Source organism: Nocardia sp. NPDC056100 (assembly GCF_042266325.1).
Classification (GTDB): Bacteria; Actinomycetota; Actinomycetes; order Mycobacteriales; family Mycobacteriaceae; genus Nocardia.
Genome location: NZ_JBHJVY010000004.1, coordinates 385,061 through 410,583 on the forward strand (window position 1 = coordinate 385,061; position 25,523 = coordinate 410,583).

The window sequence follows — 25,523 nt, forward strand, 5'->3', positions numbered from 1 at the left end:
CGGGCTTCGAATACCGCGTACGTCATCTTCACCTCCGGTTCCACCGGTCGCCCGAAGGGTGTGGCGGTGCCGCACGCGGCGATCGTGAACCGCCTGGTGTGGATGCAGTCCGAATACGGGCTCACCGCCGATGACGTGGTGCTGCAGAAGACCCCGGCCACCTTCGACGTTTCGGTGTGGGAGTTCTTCTGGCCCTTGCAGATCGGCGCGCGCCTGGCCATCGCCAAGCCGGACGGCCATCGCGACCCGGCCTACCTCGCCGAACTCATCGCGGGCGAAGGCGTCACGGTCACCCACTTCGTGCCGTCCATGCTGGCGGTGTTCGTGGCCGAGGAAGCGGCGGTGCGCTGCACCAGCCTGCGCATGGTCTTCGCCTCCGGTGAAGCGCTCTCGCCCAAGCCCTCGCACAAGCTGCGCGAGATCACCGGTGCGGAACTGCACAACCTGTACGGCCCGACCGAAGCCGCCGTCGACGTCACGTACCACCATGTGACGGCCGTGGACGTGGACTCGGTGCCGATCGGCCGCCCGGTCTTCAATACCCAGGTCTACGTACTGGATTCGCGCCTGCGCCCGGTTCCGGTGGGTGTCGCGGGTGAGCTGTACCTGGCGGGCGATCAGCTCGCCACCGCCTATGTGGCGCGTCCCGATCTGACCTCGGATCGGTTCGTGGCCAACCCGTTCGGCTCTTCCGAGCGCATGTACCGCACCGGCGACCTCGTGGTGTGGAACGCCGACGGCGAGATCGAGTACATCGGCCGCACCGACTTCCAGGTGAAGCTGCGCGGTCTGCGCATCGAACTCGGTGAGATCGAATCCGCGCTCACCGCACTGGGTTCGGTCGCCCAGTCGGTGGTCGTGGTGCGCGGGGATCAGCACACCGGTGATCAGCTGGTCGCCTATGTCATCGCCGCGCCGAACCGCACCGTGGACATCGAGGGCGTGCGCGCCGAACTGGCCGAACGCCTGCCCGCGTACATGGTGCCGTCGGTGCTCATGGTCCTGGACGAGTTCCCGCTCAACGCCTCCGGCAAGCTGGACCGCCGCGCGCTGCCCGCACCGGTCTTCGAGGCCGCGGTGTTCCGCGCCCCGACCACCCCGATCGAGCAGATCGTGTCGGGCGTGTTCGCCGAGGTCCTGGGCCTGGAACGGGTCGGCCTGGACGATGACTTCTTCGCCCTCGGCGGTAACTCGCTCATCGCCACCCAGGTGGCGGCGCGCCTGTCCGCCGCGCTCGACACCCATTTGGGTGTGCGGGAGATCTTCGAGGCGTCCAGCGTCGCCGCGCTGGCATCGCGCGCCGAATCGCATGCCGGGACGAACGCGCGTCAGGCCCTGATCGCGCGGGAACGCCCCGAACGCCTGCCGTTGTCGCTGGCACAGCAGCGCATGTGGTTCCTGAACCGGTTCGATCCCGAATCGGCGGTGGACAATATCCCCGCCGCCGTGCGCCTCTCGGGTCTGGTCGACCGGCAGGCGCTGCAGATCGCCGTCGCCGATGTGCTGGCGCGGCATGAATCGCTGCGCACCCGCTACCCCGAGATCGACGGCACCGCGTACCAGGAGATCGTGCCCACCGGCCAGGTCATCCCGGACCTGACGCCCGTCGACGCCACCGAAGCCGGACTGCCGCAGGCGCTTTCGGAATTCCTGAGCACCGGCTTCGACGTCACCGTCGATGTGCCGTTCCGCGCCCGCCTGTTCGAAGTGAGCCCCACCGAACACGTGCTCGCACTGGTGGTGCACCACATCTCCGCCGACGGTTTCTCCATGGGCCCGCTCACCCGGGATGTCATGACCGCCTACGGCGCTCGCGTCGAGGGTGGCGAACCCGCCTGGCAGCCACTGGAAGTCCAGTACGCGGACTACGCGCTGTGGCAGCGCGAGGTGCTCGGCGACGAGGCCGACGCGGAATCGGTTATCGCACGGCAGATCTCGTACTGGGGCCGGGCGCTGCGCGGACTGCCGGATCAGCTCGACCTGCCCGCCGACCGGCCGCGTCCCGCGGTCGCCACCGGCAAGGGCGCGACGCACACCTTCGCCATCGACGGCGAAACCCATGCCAAGTTGGTCGAATTGGCGCGTCAGCGCGGGGCCACGCTGTTCATGGTGGCGCACACCGCGCTCGCGGTGCTGCTGTCCCGCCTGTCCGGTGAAGAGGACATCGCCATCGGCACGCCCGTCGCGGGCCGTGGTGAACGCGCCCTCGACGATCTGATCGGCATGTTCGTCAACACCCTGGTGTTGCGGACCCCGATCGATGCCGGCGCGGGCTTCACCCAGCTGCTGGAATCAGTGCGCGCCACCGATATCCAGGCGTTCGGTCATGCCGATCTGCCGTTCGAGCGGCTGGTGGAAATCCTCAACCCGGCCCGTTCGCAGGCCCGGCACCCGCTGTTCCAGGTCATGCTCTCGTTCCAGAACATGGGACCGGCCGAACTGGAGCTCCCGGGTCTGACCGTGAGCGGTGTGGATCTGCCGCTGGACACCGCCAAGTTCGATCTGCAACTGGTCCTCACCGAGGCCACCGCCGCGCACAATGTGTCCGGCAACGGTTTCGGCGGCACCCCGTCCGGCATCACCGCCGAACTCATCTACGCCACCGACCTGTTCGACGCGGCCACGATGGAACGCTTCGCGGCGCGGTTCAACCGTTTGCTGGAAGCCATTGCGGCACAGCCGGAAACACCGGTCGGCGATATCGATCTGCTCGCCGGTGGTGAGCGGTCGCGGGTCGTGCTGGATTGGAACCGCACCTACTACTCCGTCGACGAGGTCGTCGCCGAGCAGACCGATGCGGTCGAGCGCGACGATATCGACTGGGCCGCACTGGAAGTCCCGGGTGCGTCCCGGCACGACCTGTGGCAGCTGCCCGAGACCGGTGACGCCGCGAACACGCTGGTCGCGCTGTTCGAGGCGCAGGCCGCGCGCACGCCCGACGCCGCTGCGCTCGGCTTCGAGGGCACAGGTCTGTCCTACGGCGAGTTCGCCGGGCGCGTACATCAGCTGGCGCGCAAGCTGATCGAGGCCGGAGTCGGCCCGGACAGCCTGGTGGCGCTGGGTATCCGCCGCTCGCTCGATCTGGTCGTGGCCATGTACGCGGTGCTGGAGGCCGGTGGCGCGTACGTGCCGCTGGATCCCGATCAGCCTGCGGACCGCATCGACTACGTGCTCGAGACGGCGCGGCCGGTCTGCGTGCTGACCACCGAACGCGATGGGTTCACTCATGCGAGCGTTCCGGTGCTCGCGGTGGACACGCTCGACCTCTCGGGCTACTCGGACGCGCCGCTGGGTGATGCGGATCGTGTTGCGCCGCTGCGTCCTTCGAATACCGCGTACGTCATCTTCACCTCGGGTTCGACCGGTCGCCCCAAGGGTGTCGCGGTCAGCCACGCGGCGATCGTGAACCGCCTGGTGTGGATGCAGGCCGAATACGGCTTGACCGCCGAAGACGTGGTGTTGCAGAAGACCCCCGCCACCTTCGATGTGTCGGTGTGGGAGTTCTTCTGGCCGCTGCAGGTCGGCGCGCGCTTGGTCGTGGCCAGGCCCGATGGTCATCGCGATCCGGCCTACCTGGCGGAAGTCATTGCCGCCGAAGGGATTACCACCGCGCACTTCGTGCCTTCGATGCTCGCGGTGTTCACCGCGGAGCTCGGGGCCAGTGGTGGATCGCTGCCGTTGCGCCTGGTCTTCGCCTCCGGTGAGGCGCTGCCCGCCACCACCGCGCAGCAGTTGCGGGCGCTGACCGGTGCGGAGCTGCACAACCTGTACGGCCCGACCGAAGCCGCCGTCGACGTCACCTACCACCACGTGGTGGACGTCGATACCGAGACGGTGCCGATCGGCCGCCCGGTGTTCAACACCCAGGTCTATGTGCTCGACGCGCGCCTGAACCCGGTCGCGCCGGGTATGGCGGGTGAGCTCTACCTCGCCGGTGATCAGCTGGCTCGCGGCTACGTCGCGCGCCCGGATCTGACCGCCGACCGCTTCGTCGCCAACCCGTTCGCGGCCTTCGGCGCGTCCAAGCGCATGTACCGCACCGGTGACCTGGTCACCTGGACCGCCGCCGGCGAACTGGAATACCTGGGCCGCACCGACTTCCAGGTGAAGCTGCGCGGTCTGCGCATCGAACTCGGCGAGATCGAGGCCGCCCTCACCGCGCACAACGCCGTCTCCCAGGCGGTCGTGGTGCTGCGCTCGGACGCCCGCACCGGTGACCAACTGGTCGCCTACGTGGTCCCGTCCGGCTCGGCGTCGGCCGCCGCCGGTGCCACCGCGCAACTCACCGATTCCGACGCTGCCGCCGCGACGCCGGGGAACCCCGGTGCTCCGGCCGCCGGTGACACCGCCGTATCGGCTGCTCCCGGCACCGTGGCGCTGCCCGCCGGTGCGGTGGATGTGGACGCTCTGCGCGAGCACCTCACGGCGCAGTTGCCGTCGTACATGGTTCCGGCCGCGTTCGTGGCCGTTGCCGAGTTCCCGCTCAATGCCAATGGCAAGCTGGATCGCCGGGCGCTGCCCGAGCCGGAGTTCGCGGCTCGCGAATTCCGTGCTCCCGCAACGCCCGCCGAGGAGATCGTGGCGAGCGTGTTCGCCGAGGTGCTCGGACTGGAGAACCCGGTCGGCGCCGATGACGACTTCTTCGAGCTGGGCGGTAACTCGCTCATCGCGACCCAGGTGGTCGCGCGACTGGGCGCGGCGCTCGATACCCGCGTGCCGGTGCGCACCCTGTTCGACGCCCCGACGGTCGCCACCCTGGCCGCCCGCGTCGAGGCGCAGTCCGGTACCGGCCGCCGCCGCGAGCTGGTGGCGCAGGAACGGCCCGAAGAGATTCCGCTGTCCCTCGCACAGCAGCGCATGTGGTTCCTGAACCGCTTCGACACCGCCTCGGCCGTGAACAATATTCCGCTCGCGGTCCGCCTCACCGGCGATCTCGACGCGGACGCGTTGCGCCTGGCCGTCGGCGATGTGCTCGAGCGCCACGAGGTGCTGCGCACGGTCTACCCCGAGAACGCCGAAGGCCGTGGCGTGCAGGTCATCCTGCCCGCCGATCAGGTCAGCGTGGCCGCCGAGGCGGTCGACGTGACCGAGGCGCAGCTGCGCGATCGCGTCGCGGAGCTGGTGCTCACCGGGTTCGACGTGACCGTGGCCCCGCCCGTGCGCGCGGGTCTGTTCCGGGTGACCGATGCCGAAACGCCTACGCACGTGCTGGTTTTCGTGGTGCACCACATTTCCGGTGACGGCTGGTCGGTGCGACCGCTGGCCCGCGATGTGATGCTCGCGTACGCCTCGCGCGCCAATGGTGTTGCCCCGCAGTGGGAACCGCTGCCGGTGCAGTACGCGGACTTCGCGCTGTGGCAGCGTGAGACGCTCGGCGACGAGTCCGATGCCGAATCGCTGATCGCCCAGCAGGTCTCGTACTGGTCCACCGAACTGGCGGGCCTGCCCGATCAGATCGATCTGCCCTCGGATCGCCCGCGCCCGGCCGTGGCCTCGAACCGCGGTGGCGTGCACGAGTTCGCCATCGACACCGCGCTGCTGAACAGCCTGAACAACCTCGCCCGCGAACACGGCGCGTCGCTGTTCATGGTGGTGCACGCGGCGTTCGCGGCCCTGCTGGCGCGCCTGTCCGGCGGCGATGACATCGCCATCGGCACCGCGGTCGCCGGTCGTGGTGAAGCGGCCGTCGACGATGCCATCGGCATGTTCGTCAACACCCTGGTGCTGCGCACGGCGGTGGACGGTGGCGAGAAGTTCACCGAGCTGCTGGCCCGCACCAAGGACACCGATCTGTCGGCGTTCGGTCATGCCGATCTGCCGTTCGAACGCCTGGTGGAGATCCTCAACCCGGCGCGCTCGCAGGCCCGGCATCCGCTGTTCCAGGTCATGCTGTCGTTCCAGAACACCGGTGAAGCCACCTTCACGCTGCCGGGTCTGGAAGTGGCCGGCGTGCCCCTGGACGTGGTGACCGCCAAGTTCGATCTGCACCTGAACCTGACCGAACGGGTCGGCGCGGACGGCGCGACCGCCGGTATGACCGGTGAATTCGCCTACGCCACCGATATTTTCGACGCCGCCACGGTGTCGGCGTTCGCGGATCGCCTACTGCGCACGCTGACCACCATCGTGCTGGAGCCGACCACCCTGGTCGGCGATATCGAACTCCTGGACGACCTGGAGCGCCGCCGCGTGCTGCGGTCCTGGAACGCCACCGAATACGACGTCACCCGCGTCGCGCTGGCGGGCCGCAAATCCGCCGCCGATGTCACGCTGGCCTCGATGTTCGCGGTGCAGGCCGCACAGACGCCCAAGGCCCCGGCCGTGGCGTTCGAGGGGACGACGCTGTCCTACGGCGAACTGGCCTCGCGGGTGAACAAGCTGGCCCGGCACCTGATCGCCAACGGTGTGGGACCGGATTCGCTTGTCGCACTGGGTATGCGCCGTTCGCTGGATCTGGTGATCGGCATGTACGCGGTGATCGCCGCCGGTGGCGCGTACGTGCCGCTGGATCCGGATCACCCGGACGAGCGCAACGGCTATGTGCTCGACACCGCACAGCCGGTGTGCGTGCTCACCACCGCCCGCGACGGCTTCGACGCCGCCCGCTCGGCCACCGTGCGCATCGATGAGCTCGATCTGTCCGAGTACTCGGACGCCCCGCTCACCGACGCGGATCGGATTGCGCCGCTGCGGGAGTCGAACACCGCGTACGTCATCTTCACCTCCGGTTCCACCGGCCGCCCCAAGGGTGTGGCCGTCTCGCACGCCGCGATCGTGAACCGCCTGGTGTGGATGCAGACCGAATACGGCCTGTTCGACGACGATGTGGTGTTGCAGAAGACCCCGGCCACCTTCGACGTGTCCGTCTGGGAGTTCTTCTGGCCCTTGCAGGTCGGTGCGCAGTTGGTCGTCGCCAAGCCGGACGGTCACCGCGATCCCGCCTACCTGGCGGATCTGATCACCGAATACGACGTCACCACTGCGCATTTCGTGCCGTCGATGATGTCGGTGTTCGTGGCCGAGGCCAAGGCCGCCGAATGCGTCTCGCTGCGACAGGTTTTCGCCTCCGGTGAAGCCCTGCCCGCACCGACCGCGCAGAAGCTGCTGGAACTGACCGGTGCGCAGCTGCACAATCTGTACGGCCCCACCGAGGCCGCGGTCGACGTCACCTATCACGAGGTGACCGCCGCGGACACGCTGTCCGTGCCGATCGGCCGCCCGGTCTTCAATACCCGCGTGTACGTGCTGGATTCGCGCCTGCACCCGGTCGCCGCCGGTGTCGCGGGTGAGCTCTACCTGGCGGGCGCGCAGCTGGCGCGCGGCTATGTGGCGCGTCCGGAACTGACCTCGGACCGCTTCGTCGCCGATCCGTTCCACGCCGGTCAGCGCATGTACCGCACCGGTGACCTGGTCAAGTGGACCGGCGCGGGTGAACTGGAGTACCTGGGCCGCACCGACTTCCAGGTGAAGCTGCGCGGTCTGCGCATCGAACTCGGCGAAATCGAATCCGCTTTGACGGCAATCGATTCCATCGCCCAGTCGGTGGTCGTGGTGCGCAGCGATGATCGCCTCGGCGATCAGCTGGTCGGCTATGTCATCCCGGCCACCGGTCGCAGCGTCGATGTGGAGGGTGTGCGCGCCGAACTGCAGGACGCGCTGCCCGGCTATATGGTCCCGACCGCGTTCGTGGTGCTGGACGCCTTCCCGCTCAATGCCTCCGGCAAGCTGGATCGCAAGCAGTTGCCCGCACCGGTGTTCGAGGCCAAGGTCTTCCGCGCCCCGTCCACCCCGATCGAGGAGATCGTGGCGGGCACCTTCGCCGATGTCCTCGGTGTCGGCCGCGTCGGCGTCGACGACGATTTCTTCGAACTCGGCGGCAACTCGCTGATCGCCACCCAGGTCACCGCACGACTGGGCGCGGCGCTGGAAATCCAGCTCGCCGTGCGCGATCTGTTCGAAGCCTCCACCGTCGCGGCACTGGCCGCGCGGGTGGAACGGCACGCCGGTTCCGGCCGCACCCGCCCGCGCCTGGTCGCGGGGGAGCGCCCGGAGCACCTGCCGCTGTCCCCGGCACAGGCGCGGTACTGGTTCCTGAACCAGTTCGACACCAGCACCTCGGCCGTGGACAACATTCCGCTCGCGGTGCGGCTCACCGGTGCGCTGGACCTGAACGCCATGGGTCTGGCAATCGGCGATGTGCTCAGCCGCCACGAGGTGCTGCGCACGGTGTACCCGCGGGCCGCCGACGGACCGCACCAGGTGATCCTGCCCGCGACCCAGACCGATGTGGGTCTGGTGCCGGAGCCGGTCACCGAAGGCGAATTGCTCGGCAAGGTCATCGAATTCGCGATGACCACCTTCGACGTCACCGTCGAGGTGCCGCTGGCCGTCAAGCTGTTCCGCATCACGGACAGTGTGGTGGAACAGCATGTGCTGGCCTTCACCATCCACCACGTCTCCGCCGACGGCTCCTCCATGGGCCCGATGGCGCGCGATGTGATGGCCGCGTACGTGGCCCGCGCCAACGGCGAATCCCCGCAGTGGGCCGCGCTTCCGGTGCAGTACGCCGATTACGCGCTGTGGCAGCGCGAGGTGCTCGGTACCGAGGACGATCCGGAATCGCTTGCCGCACAGCAGGTCGCCTACTGGACCCGCGCCCTGGCCGAGCTGCCCGATCAGCTGGAACTGCCCACCGATCGGCCGCGCCCGCCCGCGCAGTCGTTCCACGGCAAGGCGATTCGCTTCGATATCGACGCCGAACGGCACGCCAAACTGCATGAGCTGGCGCGCGCCAATAACGCGTCGCTGTTCATGGTCGTGCACGCCGCGCTGGCGATCCTGCTGGCGCGCCTGTCCGGCACCGATGACATCGCGGTCGGCACCCCGATCGCGGGTCGCGGCGAGCGCGAACTCGACGACCTCATCGGCATGTTCGTGAACACCCTGATCTTCCGCACGAAGATCGATCACGGGGTGCCGTTCGCCGATGTGCTGGCCGAGGTGCGCGAACGCGATCTGGAAGCCTTCGCCAATGCCGAGGTGCCGTTCGAGCGCCTGGTCGAGGTGCTCAACCCGGTGCGCTCCAACGCCCGCAATCCGCTTTTCCAGGTCGGCCTGTCCTTCCAGAACCTGGCCGAGACCGCGTTCGAACTGCCCGGCCTGCACGTGAGCGCGGTCCAGTTCGAATCGCAGCTGGCCAAGACCGATCTGCACGTCACGCTGTACGACAGGTACACCGATGAGGGCGCGCCCGCCGAGATCCTCACCGAATTCGGTTACGCCACAGATCTGTTCGACGAGAGCACCGTGCGTGCGTTCGCCGATCGGTTCCTGCGGGTGCTGGACGCGGTGCTGGATGATTCGGGCATCACCGTCGGCGATATCGATCTGCTCGACGCCGATGAGAACGAGCGGATTCTCCAGCGCTGGAACAACACCGCGCAGGATGTGGCGCAGGTGTTCCCGGAGGGAGCCGAGGCCACGCTGGTCTCGTTGCTCGACGCGGCCGTGGCTTCCGACCCGAAGGCGGTGGCCATCGTGGCCGATACCGCCGACGGGGTGGAGAACCTGACCTACGCCGAGCTCGATGCCCGGGTGAACCGTCTGGCGCGTGAGTTGATCGCGCGCGGTATCGGTGCGGAAGACCGTGTGGCGCTTGCCATTCGGCGTTCGACCGATCTTGTGGTCGCGATGTACGCGGTGGCCAAGTCCGGTGCGGCGTATGTGCCGATCGATCCGGATCAGCCCGCCGATCGCACCGGTTACATCCTCGAAACCGCCGCTCCGGCAGTGGTTCTGACCACCGTCGCGGATGCTTTCGAACACGACACCGCGACGGTGCTGAAGATCGATGAGCTCGAGCTGTCGGAGTACTCGGCCAAGCCGATTACCGCCGAGGAGCGGGTGCGGGAGCTGACCTCCACCAATACCGCGTACATCATCTTCACCTCCGGTTCGACCGGTCGCCCGAAGGGTGTGGCACTGCCGCACGCCGCCGTGGTGAACCAGTTGCTCTGGAAGGTCACCGAATTCGGTCTCGATCCGGCCGATGCGGTGCTGCTCAAGACCGCCGCCACCTTCGACCTCTCGGTCTGGGAGTTCTGGTCGGCCGTAGCCTGCGGTGGCCGCCTGGTCATCGCGCAGCCCGGCGGGCATAAGGATCCGGCGTACCTGAACGAGCTCATGGCTCGTGAATGGGTGACCACCCTGCACGTGGTGCCGTCCATGCTGGACGCGCTGCTGGCCGATGGTCTGCCGGATTCGCTGTGGCGCATCCTCGCCATCGGTGAGGCGCTGCCCGGACCGCTGGCCCAGCGCGTGCTGGCCGAGCGTCCGCGCACCGAACTGTTCAACCTGTACGGCCCCACCGAGGCCGCGGTCTCGATCACCAACCACCGGGTGACCACCGCCGATGAGGTGTCGGTGTCCATCGGTGCGCCGGAATGGAACAGCCAGGTCTACGTGCTGGACGCGCATCTGCGCCCGGTGCCGGTCGGCGTCTCCGGTGAGCTGTACCTGGCCGGTGCGCAGCTGGCGCGCGGCTACTACGGCCGCAGCGATCTGACCGCCGACCGCTTCGTGGCGAATCCGTTCGGCACCGGGCAGCGCATGTACCGCACCGGTGACCTGGTGGCCTGGAATGCCAAGGGCGAGTTGGACTACCGGGGTCGCACCGACTTCCAGGTGAAGATCCGCGGTTTCCGCATCGAGCTCGGCGATATCGAATCCGCCCTGCTGCGTCAGCCCGCGGTGGCCTCGGCCGCCGTTGTGGCGCACCAGGATTCGGCGCTCGGCGATCGCCTGGTCGCGTACGTCGTCGGTGCCGACGGCGATCTCGACAAGCAGGCGCTGCAATCCGCGCTCGCCGCGGAACTGCCGTCCTACATGATCCCGTCGGTGTTCATGCAGCTCGACGCGCTGCCGCTGAACGCCAACGGCAAGCTCGATCGCAAGGCGCTGCCGGAACCCACCTTCGAGAAGGCGGTCTTCCGCGCACCCGTCACCCCGATCGAGCAGATCGTGGCCGGCGTCTTCGCGGATGTGCTGCGCATCGAGGGCGGTCGCATCGGTCTCGATGACGACTTCTTCGCGTGGGGCGGCAACTCGCTGCTCGCCACCCAGGTGGCGGCGCGCCTCGGCGAGGCACTGAACACCCGGGTGCCGGTGCGCCTGATGTTCGAAGCCTCCACCGTGGCCGCACTGGCCGCCCGGGTGGAACTCGACGCCGGTGCGGGCCGCAAGGCGCTCACGGCGGGCGAACGGCCGGAACACATTCCGCTCTCGCTCGCACAGCAGCGCATGTGGTTCCTGAACCGCTTCGACAACCAGTCCGCGGCCTACAACGTGCCCGTCGCGGTGCGCCTGTCCGGTGCGCTGGATATCGAGGCCATGCGCGCCGCCATCACCGATGTCGTCGCCCGGCACGAGATCCTGCGCACCATCTACCCGCAGACCGAACAGGGTCCGGTCCAGGTCGTGCTCCCCGCCGCGCAGGCGGTCCCGGAGTTCGAGGTGCGCACCGTCTCGGCCGATGAGGTCACCGGCGCGGTGGTGGCGCTCACCTCCACCGTCTTCGACGTCACCACCGAGGTGCCGCTGAAGGTCGCGCTGTTCCGCATCGGCTCCGACGAGTCCACGGAATATGTACTGGCACTGGCGATTCACCACATCTCCGGTGACGGCTCCTCCGTCGCGCCGCTGACCCGCGATCTGATGACCGCCTACGCCGCCCGCTCCTTCGGCGAGCGGCCGGGCTGGTCCAAGCTCGCGGTGCAGTACGCCGACTACTCCATCTGGCAGCGCGATCTGCTCGGCAGCGAGGACGATCCGGAATCGCTGTCCGCCAAGCAGGTCGCCTACTGGAAGCAGGCGCTGGCCGAGCTCCCGGATCAGCTGGATCTGCCGTCCGATCGCCCGCGCCCGGCCGTGCAGACCTTCGCCGGTGACCGGGTCGAGGTGCGCATCGATGCCGAAACGCACCGTGCGCTGGTCGATTTGGCGCGCGCCGAGGGTGCGACGCTGTTCATGGTCGTGCACACCGCGCTCGCGGTGCTGCTGGCCCGCCTGTCCGGTACCGATGACATCGCCATCGGCACCCCGATGGCCGGTCGCGGTGAGGCCGTCCTGGACGACCTCATCGGCATGTTCGTCAACACCCTGGTGTTCCGCACCCGGGTCGACGCGGGCGCGCCGTTCACCGAACTGCTGGCCCGCCAGCGCGAGACCGATATCCAGGCGTTCGCCAATGCCGATGTGCCGTTCGAGCGCCTGGTCGAGGTGCTCAACCCGGTGCGCTCGACCGCGCGGCATCCGCTGTTCCAGGTCGGCCTGTCCTTCCAGAACCTGGCCCAGTCCAGCCTGGAACTGCCCGGCCTGACGGTGTCCGGTCTGGATATCGACACCCAGATCTCGCAGTTCGACCTGCATCTCATCGCCACCGACCGATACGACGAGTCGGGTGCGCCGGTCGGCATCACCGGCCTGTTCACCTACGCCACCGATCTGTTCGATCAGGCGACCGTGCAGGGCTTCGTTGACCGCTTCGTGCGACTGCTCGGCGCGATCACCGCCGCACCGCGCACCGCGGTCGGCGATATCGAACTGCTCGCGGGTGACGAGCGCGCCGATCTGGTGCTGGCGCGCAACGCCACCGCGCACGAGGTCGACCGCTCCGCGACCCTGGTGTCGCTGCTCGATGCCACCGTGGCGGCCATCCCGACCGCCGTGGCGCTCATCGGCCCGGACGGCGAGGTGCTCACCTACGCCGAGCTCAGCGCTCGGGTGAATCGCCTTGCGCGGCAACTGATCTCGATGGGTGTGGGTCCGGAGTCCCGGGTGGCGCTGGCGCTGCGGCGTTCGGTGGATCTGGTCGTGGCCATGTACGCGGTGTCCGTCGCCGGTGGCGCGTACGTGCCGGTCGATCCGGATCAGCCTGCCGAGCGCACCGACTACATCCTGGAGACCGCGGCACCGGTCTGCGTGCTCACCAATGCCGAAGCCCGCTTCACGACCGAGGCCGCACCGCTGGTGCGCCTGGATCAGCTGACGCTGGAAACCGTTGCGGCCGAGCCGATCACCGATGCCGAGCGGGTCGCCCCGCTGCTGCCCGCGAATACCGCGTATGTGATCTTCACGTCCGGTTCGACCGGTCGCCCGAAGGGTGTGGCGCTGCCGCATGCCGCAGTGGCGAACCAGTTGCAGTGGAAGACAGCCGAGTTCGGTCTCGGTGCGGACGATGCGGTGCTGCTCAAGACCGCCGCGACCTTCGACCTCTCGGTCTGGGAGTTCTGGTCCGCGGCCGCGAGTGGTGGCCGTCTGGTGATCGCCTCGGCCGATGGTCATCGTGATCCGGCGTACCTGAACGAGTTGATGGCGCGCGAGCTGGTCACCACGCTGCACGTGGTGCCGTCGATGCTCGATGCGCTGTTGACCGAATCCGGTGGGGCACTGACCGGTTCACTGCGTCGCGTGCTCGCGATCGGTGAGGCGCTGCCCGCCACGGTGGCGCAGCGCTTCCGTGTCGCGAACCCGGCCGCGCAGCTGTTCAACCTGTACGGCCCGACCGAGGCCGCGGTCTCCATCACCAACCACCTGGTCACCGACGCCGACAAGGGTTCGGTCTCCATCGGCCTGCCCGAGTGGAACAGCCAGGTGTACGTGCTCGATGCCCGCCTGCACCCGGTCGCGGCCGGGGTCGAGGGTGAGCTGTACCTGGCCGGTGCGCAGCTGGCGCGCGGTTACTACGGTCGCGCGGATCTGACCTCGGATCGCTTCGTGGCCAACCCGTTCGCCACCGGTGAGCGCATGTACCGCACCGGTGACCTCGTTGCCTGGGCGGGCAATGGGGAGCTGGAGTACCGGGGCCGCACCGACTTCCAGGTGAAGATCCGCGGTTTCCGTATCGAGCTGGGTGAGATCGAGGCCGCGCTGCTGGCGCTGCCCGGTATCGCACAGGTCGCGGTGCTGGCCAAGTCCGATCAGCGCACCGGTGACCGCCTGGTGGCCTACCTGGTGCCGTCGGATCTCACCGCGGGCGTACAGATTTCGCAGGCGAAGGCGGCGTTGTCGGCGGGTCTGCCGTCGTACATGGTGCCCTCGGCCTTCGTGGTGCTGGACGCGTTGCCGTTGAACGTCAACGGCAAGCTGGATCGAAAGGCGTTGCCGGAACCCGAGTTCGAGACCACGGCATTCCGTGCGCCGTCCACCCCGATCGAAGAGATCGTGGCGGGCGTGTTCACCGAGGTGCTCGGTACCGAGCGCATCGGCGCGGACGACGACTTCTTCGCCCTCGGCGGTAACTCGCTGCTGGCGACGCAGGTTGCGGCCCGGCTGGGTGCGGCCCTGGACGCTCGCGTCCCGGTCCGCCTGCTGTTCGAGGCGTCCACCGTCGCCGGACTGGCCGTGAAGCTCGAGGTGCACGCGGGCAGCGGCGATCGGCAGCCGCTGGTCGCACAGGAGCGCCCGGCCGCGGTGCCGCTGTCACTGGCACAGCAGCGCATGTGGTTCCTGAACCAGTTCGACACCACCTCGGCGGCCTACAACATCCCGGTCGCGGTCCGTCTCACCGGCGAATTGGATACCGCCGCACTGCAACAGGCGGTCGCCGATGTGATCGCCCGCCACGAAACCCTGCGCACCATCTACCCGCAGGTCGACGGTGCGGCATCGCAGGTCATCGTGACCGCCGCACAGGCGGTCCCGAACCTCACCCCGATCGAGGTCGGGGCCGAGACGGTGCGCGATCGCATCGCCGAACTCATCTCCACCGGATTCGACGTGACCACCGAGGTGCCGTTGCGCGCCAAGCTGTTCCGCGTCGAAACCCCGGTCGTGGAGGAGCTCGGCGCGCACGAAGCCGCGGTGCTGGATGTGGCCGACGCCTTCGAGGCCGCGACCCTGCGCGCCGTCGGCGCACAGGCCGCCGGTGTGGTCGGCGTCCGGACCAAGGTCCCGGCCGCGCCGCTGATCGAGCATGTGCTCGTATTCGTGGCGCATCACATCAGCGCGGACGGCTGGTCCATGGGCCCGCTCACCCGCGATGTGATGATCGCGTACGCGTCCCGGGCCGCGGGTGTGCAGCCGGGCTGGGCTCCCATGCCGGTGCAGTACGCCGACTACTCGATCTGGCAGCGCGCGGTGCTCGGCTCGGAAACCGATCCAGAGAGCCTCATTTCGGGTCAGGCCGACTACTGGCGGACCACGCTGGTGGATCTGCCGGACGAGCTGAACCTGCCCTCGGATCGCCCGCGCCCCAATGCGCAGTCGTTCCGCGGCGGTAAGGTGCACTTCCCGATCGGGGCCGGACTGCATCGCGGCTTGCAGGCCATCGCGCGTGAGCAGAACGCGACCATGTTCATGGTCGTGCACGCCGCGCTCGCGGTCTTCCTGGCGCGCCTGTCCGGCACCCAGGACATCGCCATCGGTACGCCGATCGCGGGTCGCGGTGAGGCCGAGCTCGACAATGTGATCGGCATGTTCGTGAACACGCTGGTGCTGCGCACCGACGTGCACCCGGATCTGACCTTCGCGCAATTGCTCTCGAACGCCAAGGACGCCGACCTCGGCGCCTTCGCGCACGCGGACATCCCGTTCGAACGACTGGTGGAAATCCTCAACCCGGAGCGCTCCACCGCTCGTCACCCGCTGTTCCAGGTGGTGCTCTCGTTCGAGAACCTGCCGGACAGCACCTTCGAACTTCCCGGATTGCGGGTCGCCGCCGTCGATTTCGAGAACGACACCGCGAAATTCGATCTGTCGCTGACCATTACCGAGGCCGGTACCTCGGGCGAGGGCATGTACGCCGAATTCGCGTATGCCCGTGACCTGTTCGACGACGCCACGGTGCAGAAGTTCGCGCAGCGCTTCACCCGCCTGCTGGAGCAGATCACCGCGCGGCCGCAGCAGGCGGTCGGCGATCTGCAACTGCTGTCCGCGGCCGAACGCGCGGATCTGCTGTCCCGCAATGGCGCCGCGGCGGTCGAGCCCCGGACGCTGCCGGAGATCATGGCCGCGGCCGTGGCCGCCAACCCGGTCGGCGAGGCCGTGGTGTTCGACGGTCAGGTGCTCGGTTACGCCGAACTCGACGCGGCGTCCTCGCGACTGGCGCGCATGCTCATCGAGCGCGGTGCGGGACCGGATATGCGGGTGGCCGTTGCCATTCCGCGCTCGTTCGAATCCGTGCTCGCGGTATGGGCGGTGGCCAAGTCCGGTGCGGCGTTCGTACCGGTCGATCCGGCCTACCCGGCCGATCGCATCGCGCATATGATCTCCGACTCCGGTGCCATGCTCGGCCTGACCACCAATGCCGAACTGGCGGCGCTGCCGCCGGTGGCGAGCCTGGCCGGCTGGATCTCCCTCGACGACCCGATGGTCATCGCGGAGATCGAATCGCATTCGCCCGCGGCGGTTTCCGATACCGAGCGCTGGGGTGCCATCCGGGCCGCGCACGCCGCCTACGTCATCTACACCTCGGGTTCGACGGGCCTGCCCAAGGGCGTCGTCGTCACCCACGCGGGTCTGGCGAACTTCGCCCGCGAGCAGGTCGAGCGCTACCGTCTCGACTCCTCCTCGCGCGCACTGCATTTCGCCTCGCCGTCGTTCGACGCCTCCATTCTGGAGCTGTTGCTGGCGCTCGGCGCGGGCGGCACGCTCGTGGTGGTGCCGCCGGGCACCTACGGTGGCGATGAACTGGGTGAGCTGATCGCCCGCGAGCGGGTCACCGCCGGTCTCATCACGCCGTCCGTGCTGGCCTCGCTGGAACCGTCGCAGCTGGCGGGCATGGAGGTCATCATCGCCGGTGGTGAGGCGGTCTCGGCCGACCTCGTCGCCAAGTGGTCGGTGAATCCGGCTGGCCCGCGACGCTTCCACAACGCCTACGGTCCGACCGAGGCCACCATCGCGACCAATATCAGCGATGCGCTGAACCCGGGCGACAAGGTCGTCATCGGCGGTCCGGTGCGCGGTATGCGGGCGCTCGTCCTCGACGCGCGGTTGCAGCCGGTCGCCGAGGGCGTCGCCGGTGAGCTCTACGTCGCCGGTCAGCAGCTGGCGCGCGGTTACCACGCGCGTCCGGGTCTGACGTCCGAGCGCTTCGTCGCCAACCCGTACGGTGAACCGGGCTCACGCCTGTACCGCACCGGTGACGTGGTGCGCTGGACGCGCGACGCCAAGGGCGCTCCGGCCGTGGAATACGTGGGCCGCAATGACTTCCAGGTCAAGGTGCGCGGTTTCCGTATCGAACTCGGCGAGATCGACGCGGCGCTGATGGCGCACGAGACCGTGGACTTCGCGGTCACCGTGGGTCATAAGACCGAGGTCGGCACCACCATGCTGGCGGCCTACGTGCTGCCGGTCGCCGGTGCCGTCATCGATATCGCCGCGCTCACCGAGCACGCCGCCGCGCGACTGCCGGAATACATGGTGCCCACCGCCATCACGGTGCTGGATCAGATTCCGCTGACTCCGGCGGGCAAGCTGGATCGGCGCGCACTGCCCGAACCGGTGCTCGCACCGCGCGAATTCCGGGCTCCGGTCAGCGATATCGAAGCCGCCATCGCCGAGGTCTTCGCCGAGGTGCTCGGCGTCGAGCAGGTCGGCCTGGACGATTCGTTCTTCGCGCTCGGCGGCGACTCGATTCTGTCGATCCAGCTGGTGTCGCGGGCCAAGGCACGCGGCATCCTGTTCAGTCCGCGCGAGGTCTTCGAGAAGCGCAGCGTGGCCGGACTGGCCGAAATCGCTGTGCTGGGCGGAGATAACGAGCAGGAGCGGCTGGCGGAACTGCCCGGTGGCGGGGTCGGCGATATTCCGCTGACGCCGATCATGACGGCGATTCTGTCGAGTGGTTCGACGTACCAGCGGTTCTCGCAGTCCATGGCCTTGCGCCTGCCGGACAATATCGACCGGGCACTGCTGATCGGCACGCTCTCGGCGGTCTTCGACCACCACGATGTGCTGCGTTCGCGCCTGCGCGGAAACGCAACGGCGGGTTGGGAATTCGAGGCACTGCCGCGCGGCGGCGTCGACGTGGACGCGCTCGTGCATCGCGTCGAGGTCGCGGCCGATATCTCCGACGAGGAGCTGTCGCGGGTCGCGAGCGCTCAGCTCGACGCGGCCCTGGGCCGACTCGATCCGGCCAATGCCTCGATGATCCAGTTCGTGTGGTTCGCCTTCGGTGCGGGCCGCCCGGATGTGCTGCTGCTGGCCGCGCACCACTTCGTGGTCGACGGCGTGTCCTGGCGCATCCTGATTCCGGACTTCGCGGTGGCGTGGTCGCAGCTGGCCTTCGGTCAGCCGGTCGCGCTCCCGGCCAACGGCACCTCCATGCGGCGCTGGGCGCACGCCCTCGTCGATGCGGCGTCCGCACCGGAACGCGTTGCGGAACTGCCGTTCTGGCAGGGCGTGGTCGGCACCGCCGATCCGCTGCTGGGCTCGCGGGCCTTCGATCCGGCGGTGGATACCTTCGCCACGGTCGAACGCGTCGAGGTCACGGTGCCCGCGGCGGTCACCGACGCGGTGCTCACCTCGATTCCGGGGCGCTACCGCGGTGGCGTGAACGACGGTCTGCTGTCGGCGCTGGCCATGGCGGTCGCGCGCTGGCGCGGCGACGGCAGCGATGCCGCCCTCATCAAGCTCGAGGGTCACGGTCGTGAAGAGGAAGTCGTTCCGGGCGCGGATCTTTCGCGCACCGTCGGCTGGTTCACCAGCGCCTACCCGGTGCGGCTGGATCTGGCCGGGGCCGATCTCGACGATGCGTTCGCGGGCGGAAAAGCCCTGGGCCACATCGTGAAATCGGTGAAGGAGCAGCTGCTCTCGGTGCCGGACAAGGGTCTGGGCTTCGGTCTGCTGCGCTACCTGAACGCCGAGACCGCGCCGCGGCTGCGCAGTGTCGGGCAGATCAGCTTCAACTACCTCGGTCGCGTATCGACCGGTGAAGTGCCGGAACAGCTTTCGGAGCTGGGCTGGGTGCCGGTCGCCGATCTCGGGCAGCTGGACGCGGACATGGATCTCGATATGCCCGCCAACGCGACCCTGGACATCAACGCCATCGTCACCGATGGCGAGGACGGCCCGCAGCTGGGCGCGGCCTTCGCCTTCCCGACCGGGCTGCTCTCGCGCGAGCGGGTGCAGGAGTTCGCCGATCTGTTCGTGGCGGCACTGACCGCGCTGGCCGAACACGCCAGGCGGCCGGACGCCGGCGGCTATACGCCGTCGGATATGGCGCTGGTCAAGGTGACCCAGGGCGATATCGAGGTCTGGGAGCGGGCCTACCCGGCCATGACCGAGGTGTGGCCGCTGTCGCCCCTGCAGTCCGGTCTGCTGTTCCAGGCGCTCATGTCGCAGAGCCGGGAGGCGATCGACGTCTACACCATGCAGGCCGTCCTGGACCTGCACGGCACCGTGGACACCGATCGGCTGCACGCGGCCGCGCAGGCCATCGTCGACCGGTACGCGAGCCTGCGCACCGCGTTCGTCACCGATGCCGCCGGACAGGCGCACCAGGTCGTACTGGATCGCGTCGAAGCGCCGTGGAGCATCGTCGATCTCACCGATCTGCCCGAGGGCGAACGGGTTCCGCGTATGCGTGAACTCATCGACGTCGACCGGGCGCGGCACTTCGACATGGCCGCAGCGCCGCTCATGCGGTTCACGCTGTTCCGCACCTCGCCGGAGCAGTACAACCTGGTGATCACCACCCACCACATCCTGGTGGACGGCTGGTCCATGCCGTTGCTCATGCGCGATCTGCTGGTGCTGTACGCGGTGCGCGGTGATCTGTCCGCCCTGCCGCGCGCGGTGTCCTACCGGAACTACCTGGCCTGGCTGGCCGGGCGGGACCGCCAGGAATCGTTGCGGGCGTGGGCGCGTGCGCTCACCGGTGTATCCGAGCCGACCCAGCTCGCACCCGCCGGACGCGCGGACGAGCAGTACGAGGTCGGGCGGCACGTGCTCGAAATCGACGCCGAGCGCACCCGTCAGCTCAGCAAGCGGGCCGCCGAACTCAGCGTCACGGTGAACACGCTGGTGCAGACCGCGTGGGCCATCCTGGTTGGAAGGCTCACCGGCCGTGGCGATGTCGTGTTCGGCGCGACCGTCTCGGGCCGCCCCGCCGATCTGGCGGGCGTGGAATCCATGGTGGGCCTGTTCATCAACACCGTGCCCGTGCGCATTCGCATCGACGACCGCCTCACCGTGGGCGGCATGCTGGAGCGGGTGCAGCACGAGCAGGCGGATCTGCTGGATCACCACTACATCGGCCTGGCCGAGATCCAGCAACTCGCCGGTGCCGCAGCGGAATTCGACACCCTCGTGGTGTTCGAGTCCTACCCGGTCGACAAGGACGCCATCGCCGCCGCCAGCTCCATCGACGGCATGTCGGTGAACGGCGTCGGCATCAACGACGACACCCACTACCCGATGACGCTGGTGGTCATGGCGGGCGAGACCATCGAGATCTCCATGCGCTACCTGGACACCCGCTTCACCGCCGACGAGGTCGAAACCCTCGCCGCGCGCCTGAACCGGGTGCTGGAATCGCTGCTGGGTGAACCGTCCGCACTGGTCGGCGATATCGATATCCTCGATGCCACCGAACGCGCCCGCATCCTCGCCGAAAGTGCCGTCACCCCGGCGGATTCGGCGGCGGAACCGGCCCGCGTCGGTGCTCGCACCGTGGCCAATGTGCTCGCCGAAGTGGTGGAAGAGGACCCCCAGGCCCCGGCCCTGCTCGATAACGGCCAGGAACTCGCCTACCACGTCCTGGACCGCCGCTCCTCCCAGCTCGCGCGACTGCTCATCGATCGCGGTGCGGGCCCCGGCGATATCGTCGCCGTCGCCCTGCCGCGCTCCGCCGATGCGGTCGTGGCGGTCTGGGCCATCCAGAAGGCAGGCGCGGCAACGCTGTTCGCGGAGGGTCTGTCCTTCGGCGATATCCTCGCCGCGGGTGCGAACTTCGGCATCGCCCAGGACCCGGCGGCCAGCTCGGTGCGCTGGCTGGTCCCGGCCGACCCCAAGGTCCAGGCCGATCTCGCCACCCGTCCCGCCCACCCGGTCACCTACACCGACCGGGTCCGTCCCCTCACCGAATCCGATCCGGCCTTCATCTACCGCGACGCCTCCGACACCTGGGCCACCCTCACCCAGGCCGAAGCCCTCGATCGCGCCACCGCGCTGCGCACCGAGAATGAGATCGACTACGAATCGACCACATTCACGACCGCGACCGTCGGCCTGCCCGCGATAGACGAATTCCTCACCTCCGCGACGGCGGGCGCGCTGTCGGTCCTGCCCACCGAGGACCTGGCGGCCGATCTCGACGAAGGTGAAGTCACGCACTGGTTCACCACGGCCGCCGACTCCACCGACGTGGCTCCGGAAGAAGTGCGCATCATCCCGGCCCCCTAGCCGGGTAGCCGAAACGACGACGCCGGGAGGAGGACGGTCCACACGGACCGCCTCCGCCCGGCGTTCGCCATATCCGGGGGAATCGGGGATCGAACCCGGCGCGGTGCCGGTCCGTATCGTGAAGCGAGAACTTTGGCTTCGGCGGGCTTGGAGGGGTTATGACCGCAGCGGGCACTGAGTGGGCGCTCGAGCTGGGCGGATTGTTCAAGGCTTTCGGGGGACCCTGGGTGGTGGAAGGGGTCAGCCTCGCGGTGCCGCCCGGCTCGTTCTTCGGGCTGGTCGGGCCGAACGGGGCCGGGAAGACGACCACATTGTCCATGGCCGTGGGGTTGTTGCGACCGGATCGCGGGACGGCTCGAATCTTCGGAAATGACGTCTGGGCGGATCCGGTGGCGGCGAAGACCGTGGTCGGGGTGCTGCCCGATGGGCTGGCCCTGCCGGAACGGCTGACCGGGCGAGAGTTGCTGACCTACACCGGATTACTGCGCGGGATGGATAAGGCGACCGTGGGGGAGCGGGCGTCCGAGCTGCTCGCGGTGCTGGAGTTGACCGGTGCGGAGAACACCGTCGTCGTTGATTATTCGGCCGGTATGCGGAAGAAGATCGGGCTGGCCACCGCGCTGCTGCACGCCCCCAAACTGCTGGTGCTGGATGAGCCGTTCGAGGCCGTGGATCCGGTGTCGGCGGGGACCATTCGGACCATCTTGCAGCGATTCGTGGCGGCCGGTGGGGCGGTGGTGCTGTCGAGTCATGTGATGGCGCTGGTGGAGAACCTGTGCGATCGGGTGGCGGTGATCAATCGCGGGCAGGTGGTCGCGGGCGGAACCGTGGCCGAGGTGCGCGGGGAGGGGACGCTGGAGGAGGCGTTCGTGCGGCTCGTCGGCGGGCATGTGGGCGGGGAGGAGGGGCTGTCGTGGTTGGCGTCCTGATCCGAATGCGGTTGCGGCTCACGGCCAGAGCCATGCGCGAGGGGCGAGCGGCCGTGAATTTCTGGGTGGGGAGCCTGTTCGGGCTCGCCGCCGCACTGGTCACCGCGGCGTTGATCGGGTTCGCGCATGAGAGCTTTCACGGCGGAATCACCATCGCCGCAGCGCTTTTCGCGGGCTGGACGCTGGGCTGGATCTGCGGGCCGGTGCTCACCGGAAGCAGTGACGAGACCCTGCAACCGGAGCAGTTCCGGTTGCTGCCGCTGACCGATCGGCAGTTGGCGTACGGGCTGGCGGCCGCCGCGTTCGCGGGTCCGGCCGCGGTCATCAATCTGCTCGCGTTCCTCGGGCTCGCGGTCCTGGCCGGGCCGAAAGGCATTGTGCCGGTGCTGATCGCGCTCATCGGCGCGGTGCTGCAATTGATCTTCGTGGTGCTGCTGTCCCGGGTGATGGTGGCCTGGCTCGGCGCGGCCATGCGGTCGCGGCGCGGGCGGGATCTGGGCGTGCTGCTGGCGGCGCTGCTCGGCCTCGTCTACTACCCTCTCAATCTGCTGATCACCAATCTCGGTCCGGCACTGGAGAATTCGTCGGGCGGGCTGCCCACCGCGCTGCGCGCCGCACCGTCGGGCTGGGCGCCGTACGCGGTGGAATCCGCCGTACGCGGCGATGCGCTGTGGGCGGTGCTGCCGCTGTTTGGGCTGGCCGCGCTCTGCCTGGCGCTGTGGCAGGCGTGGGCGGTGCTGCTGCATCGACGGCTCACCCTGCCGCCCGCACCGGCGGGGCAGGTGCTCGACAGTTCCACCGGACTGCTGGACCGCTATCTGCCCGCCACGCCCGTCGGCGCGGTGGTCGCCAAGGAACTGCGCAGCTGGTGGCGGGACGGTCGCCGCCGGGCCGCGCTGCTGCCGCTGCTGCTCATCGGTTTCGCGCTGCCCGCGTTCCTGTCCTTCCAGAACAATGGCACCGGGACCATCGCGTTCTCGGGCGGTTTCGTGGTGTGGATGGCGACCATGGGCTCGGCGAATCTGTACGGCTTCGACGGCACCTCGGTCTGGCAGACCATCGTCACCCCGGGTGCGGCGCGCGCCGATGTGCGCGGGCGGGCCATTGCCTGGACGGTGCTGGTCGCCCCGGTCGCGCTGCTGGCCGCGGTCATCCTGCCGGGTGTGCTCGGTCAGCCGCGGCTGTACCCGTGGGTGCTGTGCACCCTGCCGGTACTGCTCGGCGTCGGCGTCGCGGTGGTGGTGTTCCTGTCCACGCACGCCGCGTTCGCGCTGCCGCCGCAGCGTGGAAATCCGTTCGCGGGCAATGGGAATCCCGGTTGTGCGAAGGTACTCATACAGTTGACCGCGGGGCTCGGGCAGTTGCTGATATCGGTCCCGGTGCTGGTGATTCTGGGAGTGGGCACGGCCCTGGACAATCCATTCGTACAGTGGGCGGCGCTACCGGTCGGTCTGATCATCGGCGGGTTAGCCGCGACCGCCGGAATCCGCCTCGCCACCACCCGGCTGGAGGCTCGCGGCCCCGAACTGCTGGCCGAGGTAAAGCCGCGCTGAGCAGCCATTTCCCTTGAACAGACCGATGATTCGGTGCTACTCGCCCGAAGTGCCCGCACCGCGCGGTATTCGGGTAGCGCACTACTGCCGCAATTCGGGCGGCGAACCCGCACGCTGAAAACGGCGAGCGGTGGACTCGGCCCCGCTCGCTCGGACAGTACTGGGAGACAGCGGAAGTGGATCAGATCCTGTATTGGAATTCGGTGGCGCTGGAATCGGACCGCGTGGCGCACACCGAAATCAAACCCGTGGAACGCGGGTCACGCGGTCCGGTAGGCAGTTCCCGGGCGCTCGCCATGGTGCACCTGGCCATGCACGACGCCTACTTCAGCATTATCGGCGCGGCACACGGGACCTGGCTGGCGTCCCCGCCGGTGGCGGCCAACGGCTCGTCCTATCAGGCGGCCATCGCGGTCGCCGCGCACAGCACGCTCACCGCGCTCTATCCGGCGCAGACCGCACGATTGGACCGGGCGTTGCGCGAGGCCGGATTACACGGACCCGGCATCGGACGGGGCGGGGCGCACGGGCAGGCCATCGGCGGCGCGGTGCTGCGGGCGCGCATGGGGGATCCCGGGCTCGGGGACCACGACTATCAGCCGGAGGTCGCGCCGACCGGTCACCGGCCCGATCCGGCGCAGCCGCGACAGGGGTATTACGCACCGCATTACGGGTCGCGCTCACGGTGTTTCGCGGTGACCGACCGCTACACACTGGACGCCCCGCCCAAGGCCAATGACGCCGCCTATCTCGCGGCGCTGCGCGAGGTGCGCGCCAAGGGCATCACCGTGGAATCCATTGCGGCACAACCGGCTCGATCCGCCGCCCGTACCCCCGATGAGAACCTCACCGCGCTGTTCTGGGCGTACGACGGCGCGAAACACATCGGCACTGCGCCCCGGCTCTACAACCAGATCGCCCGCGAACTCGCACTGGCGCAACCCAATACCGTGGAGCAGAACGCCCGGCTGTTCGCCCTGATCAATGCGGGGATAGCGGATGCGGCCATCCTGTGCTGGGATGAGAAGTACCGGCACAATCTGTGGCGGCCGATTCTCGGCATCCGCGAATACGATCCGGCCACCGGTCCCGATGCCGTGCCCGGACATGATCTCGATCCGGATTGCGATCCGTTCTGGCAGCCGCACGGCTCACCGCGCAGCAATGAGATCGCCCCGAATTTCACGCCGCCGTACCCGTCCTACCCCTCCGGGCATGCGGCGCTCGGTGGTACCGCATTCCAAATCCTCAGGCGTTTCTACGGTTTCGACGCGGACGGGCCCGACACCCTCACCAATGGCATGGGATTCGTCTCCGATGAACTCGACGGTCTGGCCGCCGACAATCGCGGCGTCGTGCGCACCCGGCATGTGCGCTGCTTCCCGGGCGGGCTCTGGCAGATGATGCGGGAGAATGCCCGCAGTCGGGTATTCCTGGGCGTGCACTGGTCTTTCGACGCCTATGCCGCCGATGCCCGGGGCGGAATGGATCTGACCCGGAATATAGGCGGCGTCCGGCTCGGTCGCGAGGTGGCCGACAATGTGTGGGCGAACGGCCTGAAACAGGATCGCGCCGCGGCCGCGCGCCTGTCCTGACCTGCGGGGTCTCCCGCTGGGGCACTCGGCCGCGCAATGGCGCGTGG

4 protein-coding genes (1 of these 4 cut by a window edge) are annotated in these 25,523 nt (G+C 68.6%); all 4 read left to right on the top strand.

From position 1 onward, the window contains the following. Positions 1 to 21,399, top strand: the end of a protein-coding gene (locus ACFC0O_RS32185; protein ID WP_375964570.1) for a non-ribosomal peptide synthase/polyketide synthase. 22,998 nt of this gene lie to the left of the window's left edge; 21,399 of the gene's 44,397 nt are visible here — the last part of the coding sequence; its start codon lies beyond the left edge, outside the window; the stop codon is at positions 21,397 to 21,399. A gap of 158 nt (positions 21,400 to 21,557) precedes the next feature. Further along, entirely contained in the window at positions 21,558 to 22,328 is a 771-nt protein-coding gene (locus ACFC0O_RS32190) for an ABC transporter ATP-binding protein (RefSeq protein WP_364642559.1), read from the top strand. After that, positions 22,313 to 23,881 carry a hypothetical protein gene (locus tag ACFC0O_RS32195; protein ID WP_375964574.1) on the top strand — a complete coding sequence of 523 codons (1,569 nt, stop codon included), beginning with the start codon at positions 22,313 to 22,315 and terminating at the stop codon, positions 23,879 to 23,881. Before ACFC0O_RS32190 ends, ACFC0O_RS32195 begins: the two co-directional genes overlap by 16 nt. Before the next feature lie 176 nt (positions 23,882 to 24,057). Continuing rightward, complete coding sequence (locus ACFC0O_RS32200; RefSeq protein ID WP_375964576.1) at positions 24,058 to 25,476, top strand: hypothetical protein; 1,419 nt, start codon at positions 24,058 to 24,060, stop codon at positions 25,474 to 25,476. Positions 25,477 to 25,523 lie beyond the last annotated feature (47 nt).

Coding starts and splice junctions, on each gene's coding strand:
- ACFC0O_RS32190 (WP_364642559.1), top strand. CDS start 21,558: ATGACCGCAGCGGGCACTGAGTGGGCGCTCGAGCTGGGCGGATTGTTC.